Source organism: Rahnella sp. AN3-3W3, from assembly GCF_003263545.1.
GTDB lineage: Bacteria > Pseudomonadota > Gammaproteobacteria > Enterobacterales > Enterobacteriaceae > Rahnella > Rahnella variigena.
Genome location: NZ_JYDG01000019.1, coordinates 21,987 through 30,403 on the forward strand (window position 1 = coordinate 21,987; position 8,417 = coordinate 30,403).

Here is an 8,417-nt window from a genome sequence, read left to right on the forward strand (position 1 = left end):
CAGCGGAAGGAGCACGTCAGTTTTTCCTGATGTTTTACCCGTGGTTAGCCGATGGTCATCAGGCTGGCATTCCCGCCCGCCGCCGCCGTGTTCACGCTTAATGAACGCTCATGCAGCAGACGTTCCAGCAGGATGTTGTCTTCCCCACGCGCAAAACCCTGTACCGAGATAATCGGCCCGGAACGCTGGGCAATGGTCTGACACAGTTCGCGTAGCTGATCGGCGTCACCGTGATAAATCACCGCATCAAACACCAGCGCGTCGTTCTGCCAGTCTTTGGTGAAATCAACGCGTTCCTGCACGGCTTTCGGCAGGGTATTGAACAGGTCGCGTTGCAGCGGTGCATCCGGCCACAGAATGCGGCAACCGGTAGCAGTTACTGCCGCCAGCTGGGTCAGCGCATCTTCCTGATTATCGGCCAGCGCCAGAACACGTTCACGCGGCAGCAATGCGTAAGTGTTACGTTCGCCGGTCGGCCCCGGCAGGGTGCGCAATGTGCCGCCCTGACTGGTGTGCGCGAACCGCTCGCAAACTGCCACTAACTCCTCGCGATGTTTCTGCTCCGTTGCCCATTGTTGCAGGGCGCGGTGCGGTGCCAGCAGCGCTTCGCGTACGGACGTATCCAGCGGCAGCTCTCTGTCCTGACGCAGCAACGTTTGCTGCACGGCATCCTGCGGACGGCTGCTCAGCAGGCGATACAGATACAGCGGCCCCCCGGCTTTCGGGCCCGTGCCCGACAATCCTTCGCCACCGAACGGCTGCACGCCAACCACTGCGCCGACCATATTGCGGTTCACGTACATATTGCCGACGTGCGCCTGCTGCGTGACACGATGAATGGTTTCATCGATGCGGGTATGAATACCCAGCGTCAGGCCGTAACCGGCCGCATTAATCTGACCGATCAGCTTATCCAGATCCTGACGGGCATAACGCACCACGTGCAGTACCGGTCCGAAAATTTCTTTCTTCATCTCATCGAAACTTTCCAGCTCGATAAGCGTAGGTTTCACGAAGGTGCCGTGCGGCCATTCCTGCTGATCGGCGGCAAATTCCTGCGACGCCTGATACACGGTGCGGCCTTTGGCGCGCATCGCATCGATGTGTTTTTCGATACCCGCTTTGGCTTCGGCGTCGATCACCGGGCCGATATCGGTACACAGACGTTCCGGATTGCCCATGCGGCATTCCGCCATCGCACCGCGCAGCATTTGCAGCGTGTGATCGGCTACGTCGTCCTGAATACACAATACGCGCAGGGCGGAACAACGCTGACCGGCACTGTCGAATGCCGAGGCAACCACATCCGTCACCACCTGTTCGGTCAGTGCGGAGGAATCGACAATCATCGCGTTCAGACCGCCGGTTTCGGCGATAAGCGGCGTCGGGCGCCCCTGCGGATCCAGACGACCGGCAATGTTGCGTTGCAGGATACCTGCGACATCTGTCGAGCCGGTAAACAGCACGCCGCGCACGCGTTCGTCATTTACCAGTTGCGAACCGACGGTTTCACCCTGACCCGGCAGCAGTTGCAGTACGCCAGCCGGAACACCGGCTTCATGCAGAATGCCCACGGCTAATGCAGCAATCAGCGGCGTTTGTTCCGCCGGTTTTGCCAGCACGCTGTTACCGGCAGCAAGTGCCGCCGCAATCTGACCGGTGAAAATGGCCAGCGGGAAGTTCCACGGGCTGATACACACCACCGGCCCCAGCGGACGGTGGGTGTCGTTAGCGAAATCTTCACGGATCTGACCGGCGTAATAATGCAGGAAGTCCACAGCTTCACGCACTTCGGCGATGGCGTTATTAAAGGTCTTTCCGGCCTCACGCACCAGCACGCCAAGCAGGTTTTGCAGCTGAGCTTCCATCAGTTCTGCACCGCGTTGCAGGATTGCGGCACGCTCTTCGGGAGGCGTCGCAAACCAGATGGCACCGGCGGCGGCAGAAGCGTCCAGCGCACGGCTGATTTCAGCTTCGGTGGCTTCGCGCACGTATCCGACGATGTCGCTGTTTTGCGCCGGGTTGCGCACCGGCAGGAACTCGCCGTCGTCAGTTTGGGCATCGATAATCGGCTGGGCTTTCACCGGATGACTGGCACTTTGCAGCAGGGCGCTGGAAAGGGAAGCCAGACGGTGCTCGCTGGACATATCCAGACCGGCGGAGTTCACGCGTGCTGTACCATAAGAGCTGCCGTAAAGATTTCGCGGCAGGGCAATACGCGGGTGCGGCAATCCGACCTGACCTTCGCTGGCGGCCAGCGCTTCAACGGCCAGCACCGGATCAGCAACCAGTTCTTCAATCGGCAGCGTGGCATCGGCGATACGGTTAACGAATGAAGTGTTCGCGCCGTTTTCCAGCAGACGACGCACCAGATACGCCAGCAGCGTTTCGTGCGTGCCGACCGGTGCATAAATACGGCAAGGGCGGTTCAGTTTGCCTTCAGTAATCTTACCGACAACCTGCTCGTACAGCGGTTCTCCCATGCCGTGCAGGCACTGGAACTCGTACTGACCCGGATAATAGTTATTACCTGCCAGCTGATAAATGGCCGCCACGGTGTGGGCGTTGTGCGTCGCGAACTGCGGATAAATCAGGTTCGGCACCGCCAGCAGTTTGCGGGCGCAGGCCAGATAAGAAACGTCGGTGTAAACCTTGCGGGTATACACCGGGTAATCTTCCAGACCTTCCACCTGCGCGCGCTTGATTTCGCTGTCCCAGTACGCGCCTTTAACCAGACGGATCATCAGACGACGACGGCTGCGCTGCGCCAGATTGGTCAGATAATCAATCACCATCGGGCAGCGTTTCTGATAAGCCTGAATGACGAAACCGATGCCGTTCCAGCCCGCCAGTTCCGGTTCGAAGCAGAGTTTTTCCAGCAGGTCGAGAGAGATTTCCAGACGGTCAGCTTCTTCGGCGTCAATGTTAATGCCGATGTCGTAACTGCGCGCCAGCAAGGTCAGGGAAAGCAGGCGCGGATATAACTCTTCCATCACACGTTCGTACTGCGCGCGGCTGTAACGCGGATGCAGGGCGGAAAGTTTGATGGAAATTCCGGGGCCTTCATAAATGCCGCGACCGTTAGACGCTTTACCGATGGCATTAATGGCCTGCTGATAAGACTGTAAATACGCCTGCGCATCTTTTTCCGTAAGCGCGGCTTCACCCAGCATATCGTAGGAATAACGGAAGCCTTTCTCTTCGTGTTTGCGCGCGTTCGCCAGCGCTTCAGCGATGGTTTCACCGGTCACGAACTGTTCGCCCATCAGACGCATCGCCATATCCACGCCTTTGCGGATCAGCGGTTCGCCACTTTTACCGATAATGCGGTTGAGGGATGTCGACAGGCTGGCTTCGTTATGTGTCGCCACCAGTTTACCGGTGAACAGCAAACCCCAGGTGGCGGCGTTGACGAACAACGACGGGCTGCGGCCCAGATGAGAATGCCAGTTGCCGTTGCTGATTTTGTCGCGGATTAACGCGTCACGCGTTGGTTTGTCCGGAATACGCAATAAAGCTTCGGCGAGACACATCAGCGCCACGCCTTCCTGAGAAGACAGGGAGAATTCCTGCAACAGGCTTTGCACCATCCCGGCGCGACCGTTTGCACTCTTCTGGTTACGCAATTTTGTGGCGATGTCGGCGGCCAGTTTCAGCGCAGCGTCGCCAAGCGGGGCAGGTAAACGGGCCTGCTCCAGCAGCATAGAAACCGCTTCAGGCTCGGGACGACGATAGGCGGCGGTAATGGCGGAACGGCTGACTGACTGCGGTAAAATCTGCTCGGCAAAATCAAGGAACGGCTGATGCGTTTCCTGAACCGCCGGTAAGGCAGCCTCGTCGCTTTCGCCGGCAGTTGCGCCGTTCAGCGCCGGGATCTCCGGCAGAGCATCGCCATTTTCCAGACGTTCCAGATAGGAAAAAATCGACTGTTTAATCAGCCAGTGCGGCGTGCGGTCAATTTTAAGCGCCGCCTCTTTTAGCCTGTCGCGTGTGCTCTCGTCCAACTTCACGCCCATCGTTGTCATACCCATGCGCAACCACTCCATATGAAAAGGTTCAGGTGAATTCATTATCTTTATGGCAAGCAATATCTTCTATGTTGCAACCTTGTGCAACCCTGTTAATGCACGAAGTATGCCTGATGTGATTTATTTGGCATTTTTAACAAAATGCGGCGTCTGGAAAAGCCTGTCTGACTGATATCACGCTAAACAGAAGGGTTGCAGCGGGTGCAACTTACGCAGTTGCAACGTGCAACCCGGATACAAAATAACTGTGATGGAGAGTGAATTTTAAGTATCGAAATTGTTAAAACAATTGAAAAGTCGTTGCCGCTGAACCAGTATCCGGCACGACAGGATTTTTGAATAACAACCCTACTTAAGACGCTGACTAATGACGCGTAACGATAAAAATATGGAGAGTAATGCTGAAACCTTTGCCGGTTTCAGCCATCATCTCGCCCCGGCAGGCTTTTGACCGTCTTTCATAAGAAGGGCGTCAGGACAGACAGGTGCCGGACAACATCGCAAATAAGAAGAAAGTGGAGAATGGAATGACAATGAACACACCGATGCTGGTGACGTTTTGTGTTTATATTTTCGGGATGATTTTGATAGGACTCATCGCGTATTTACGAACCAAAAACTTTGATGATTATATTCTGGGTGGACGCAGTTTAGGCAGCGTGGTCACCGCGCTTTCAGCCGGGGCTTCTGATATGAGCGGCTGGCTGTTAATGGGGTTACCGGGCGCAATTTTTATTTCCGGAATTTCCGAAAGCTGGATTGCGATTGGTCTGACGATCGGTGCGTATCTGAACTGGAAACTGGTGGCGGGGCGCTTACGTGTGCATACCGAAGCCAACAACAACGCACTGACGCTGCCGGATTACTTCACCCATCGTTTTGAAGATTCCAGCAAGCTGCTGCGTATTATCTCGGCAATCGTGATTTTGGTGTTCTTCACCATTTATTGCGCTTCCGGCATCGTGGCCGGTGCGCGTCTGTTTGAAAGCACCTTTGGCATGACGTATCAGACGGCGCTGTGGGCCGGTGCGGCAGCGACCATCATTTATACCTTTATCGGCGGTTTTCTGGCGGTCAGCTGGACAGATACCGTGCAGGCCAGCCTGATGATTTTCGCGCTGATCCTCACGCCGGTGATCGTTATCCTCGCCGTGGGCGGCATTGATACCTCGATGATGGTGATCAAGGCCAAAAACCCTGAGTACACCGATATGTTTAAGGGCATGAATCTGGTGGCGATTTTGTCACTGCTGGGCTGGGGACTGGGCTATTTTGGTCAGCCGCACATTCTGGCGCGTTTCATGGCCGCCGATTCTCATCACACTATCCGCAGCGCACGTCGCATCAGTATGACCTGGATGATTCTGTGTCTGGCCGGCACCATCGCAGTGGGCTTCTTCGGGATTGCATACTTCAGCAATAATCCGGGTGAAGCGGGCAACGTGACCCAAAACGGTGAGCGCGTGTTCATCGAACTGGCGAAAATCCTGTTCAACCCGTGGATCGCCGGTATTTTGCTGTCAGCCATTCTGGCGGCGGTGATGAGTACCCTGAGCTGCCAGCTGCTGGTATGTTCGAGTGCGATCACCGAAGACTTGTACAAAGCGTTCCTGCGTAAAGGCGCGAGTCAGCGTGAACTGGTCTGGATTGGTCGTCTGATGGTGCTGGTCGTTGCGCTGGTGGCGATTGCGCTGGCTGCCAATCCTGAAAACCGGGTGCTGGGTCTGGTGAGTTACGCGTGGGCCGGTTTCGGTGCGGCGTTTGGTCCGGTTATCCTGATTTCGGTGATGTGGAAACGCATGACGCGTAACGGCGCACTCGCGGGCATGATCGTCGGTGCGGCCACGGTTATCTTGTGGAAACAATACGGCTGGGCTGAACTGTATGAAATCATTCCGGGCTTTATCTTCGCCTCGCTGGCTATCTGGATTGTCAGCCTGATGGGACGTAAACCTTCTGCTGCGGTGGAAGAGCGTTTCACGACGGCGGAAGCAGAATACAACACCATTTAACACGCGGCCTTTATAGCCGTAACACATTTTGCCGTAACGATTTTTTAGCCGTTACAACAATGCCGAACGGGGTCGTCTGACCCCGTTTATCTGACTCTCCCGCCACACTTTTCATCACGCTTCACATCACGTGTTTCACCAGACGTTTCATTAAAGAAAGTCCCGCACTGTCATTTCATGCGCATTTCCACGGACGCCTGCAAAAAAGGGTCGGTTGCCTCTTGTATTTCTTTTGGCAAGAATGATAATCACTATCGTTTCTTTTTACTTTTCTTTACAGAGCCCTTACAGTTTTTGCCGATTCACGGGGTCAGGAGTTATCGCTATGTTCGTTCCGTTTCTCATTATGTTTCGCGAAGGGCTGGAAGCGGCGCTGATTGTCAGCCTGATCGCCAGCTATTTAAAACGGACGCAACGCGGGCAGTGGCTCGGTGTGGTCTGGATTGGCGTGTTCGTTGCTGCGGCGTTATGTCTGGCGCTGGGTCTGTTCATCAACGCCACCACCGGTGAATTTCCGCAAAAGCAGCAGGAATTATTTGAAGGCATCGTCGCCGTGGTCGCGGTATGCATTCTGACTTATATGGTGTTCTGGATGCGCAAAGTGTCGCGTTCCATCAAGGTGCATCTGGAAGGCGCGATTGATAACGCGCTCAGTTCCGGGCGCGGGCAGGGCTGGGCGCTGGTGGCGATGGTGTTCTTTGCTGTCGCGCGTGAAGGCCTGGAATCGGTGTTTTTCCTGCTGGCGGCTTTCCAGCAAGACGTAGGAATCGCAGCGCCGATTGGCGCCATGCTGGGGCTGGGCGCGGCCATCGTGCTGGGTTTCCTCATCTACTACGGCGGTGTGAAACTGCATCTGGCTAAATTTTTCAAGTGGACCAGCCTGTTTATCCTCTTCGTTGCGGCCGGTCTGGCGGCGGGTGCGATCCGCGCGTTCCACGAAGCGGGGTTGTGGAACGGTTTGCAGGACATTGCTTTTGATTTAAGCAATACGCTCTCCACGCATTCCCTGTTCGGCACCTTGCTGGAAGGGATGTTTGGTTATCAGGAAGCGCCAAGTGTGAGCGAAGTGCTGGTCTATTTCCTGTACCTGATCCCGGCGCTGTTCTTCTTTTTTATGCCTCAGGGAAAATCCTCTGTGGCCGCCGCGGCCTCTGCCGGGCAAAAAACACCACGTTGATTTCATCGATTTTTCATCACCTTGCCTTTGCCATGGAGTTGTACATGCCACATTTTCGCCGTAAAGCTTTACAGATTGCACTGCTGTCTCTGCCGGCTTTTGCGCTGAGCGCAAACGTACTGGCAGCCGACGTTCGTCAGGTCAAAATTACTGTGAATGATAAACAGTGTGAACCGATGGCGCTCAGCGTCCCGGCCGGTAAAACACAGTTTGTTATCCACAACGACAGCCAGAAGAACCTGGAATGGGAAATTCTGAAAGGCGTGATGGTGGTGGAAGAGCGTGAAAACGTCGCGCCGGGCTTCACTCAGAAAATGACTGCCAATCTGGAGCCGGGCGAATATGACATGACCTGCGGCTTGCTGAGCAATCCGAAGGGCAAACTGACCGTGACCGCAGAAGGCGCGGCGGCTTCCGCTAAACCGGACGCGATGGCGCTGGTCGGGCCGATTGCAGAATATAAAGTGTATGTGACTCAGCAGGTTGGCGAACTGGTTTCCCACACCAAAGCGTTCACCGATGCCATTAAGAAAGGCGACCTGGCGAAAGCGCAGTCCCTGTATGCATCCACCCGCGTTTACTATGAGCGCATCGAGCCTATCGCGGAATTGTTCTCAGATCTGGACGGCAGCATTGATGCCCGTGAAGACGATTTCGAGAAAAAAGCGGAAGATCCAAACTTCACCGGTTTCCACCGTCTGGAGAAAATCCTCTTCGCAGATAAAACCACCAAAGGCGCGGAGCCTTTTGCTGACAAGCTGTATACCGACACGGTTGATCTGCAAAAACGTATCACTGACCTGACCTTCCCGCCGAGTAAAGTGGTCGGCGGTGCAGCAGGGCTTATCGAAGAAGTGGCAGCCAGCAAAATCAGCGGTGAAGAAGATCGTTACAGCCGCACCGACCTGTGGGACTTCCGCGCTAACCTCGACGGCGCGCAGAAAATCGTCAACCTGCTGCGTCCGCTGCTGGAAAAAGCCGACAAGCCGCTGCTGGATAAAATCGACGCGAACTTCAAAACTGTCGATTCCCTGCTGGATAAATACAAAACCAAAGACGGTTACGAGAACTACGAAAAACTGTCCGATGCAGACCGTAACGCCATGAAAGGCCCGATCACCACGCTGGCTGAAGATCTGGCTAAACTGCGCGGTGTGCTTGGTTTAGATTGATACTCTTAAGCTCCCTCCCCTGCGAAGG

Annotated in this window: 4 protein-coding genes; 3 read left to right on the top strand and 1 reads right to left on the bottom strand. The window is 55.2% G+C overall.

All coding sequences use genetic code 11. The features are described 5' to 3' along the window. Positions 1–44: 44 nt before the first annotated feature. Positions 45–4,031, bottom strand: a complete 3,987-nt coding sequence (putA, locus tag UC15_RS07615; protein ID WP_112287881.1) for a trifunctional transcriptional regulator/proline dehydrogenase/L-glutamate gamma-semialdehyde dehydrogenase — start codon at positions 4,029–4,031, stop codon at positions 45–47. A gap of 524 nt (positions 4,032–4,555) precedes the next feature. On the opposite strand from putA, the gene putP reads away from it, so the two are divergent. The 3 genes from putP (at position 4,556) to efeO (ending at position 8,389) form a co-directional block, all read left to right on the top strand. Further along, entirely contained in the window at positions 4,556–6,040 is a 1,485-nt protein-coding gene (gene putP / locus UC15_RS07620) for a sodium/proline symporter PutP (RefSeq protein WP_112287883.1), read from the top strand. Positions 6,041–6,365: 325 nt separating this feature from the next. Then, positions 6,366–7,217 carry an iron uptake transporter permease EfeU gene (efeU, locus tag UC15_RS07625; protein WP_112287884.1) on the top strand — a complete coding sequence of 284 codons (852 nt, stop codon included), beginning with the start codon at positions 6,366–6,368 and terminating at the stop codon, positions 7,215–7,217. Positions 7,218–7,261: 44 nt separating this feature from the next. Continuing rightward, positions 7,262–8,389, top strand: a complete 1,128-nt coding sequence (efeO, locus tag UC15_RS07630; protein WP_165353144.1) for an iron uptake system protein EfeO — start codon at positions 7,262–7,264, stop codon at positions 8,387–8,389. The last annotated feature ends 28 nt before the right edge of the window (positions 8,390–8,417 follow it).

What these genes read in the sequence shown, in the direction of transcription:
- efeU (WP_112287884.1), top strand. Translation starts at nt 6,366, where the DNA reads ATGTTCGTTCCGTTTCTCATTATGTTTCGCGAAGGGCTGGAAGCGGCG.
- putA (WP_112287881.1), bottom strand. Translation starts at nt 4,031, where the DNA reads ATGGGTATGACAACGATGGGCGTGAAGTTGGACGAGAGCACACGCGAC.
- putP (WP_112287883.1), top strand. Translation starts at nt 4,556, where the DNA reads ATGACAATGAACACACCGATGCTGGTGACGTTTTGTGTTTATATTTTC.
- efeO (WP_165353144.1), top strand. Translation starts at nt 7,262, where the DNA reads ATGCCACATTTTCGCCGTAAAGCTTTACAGATTGCACTGCTGTCTCTG.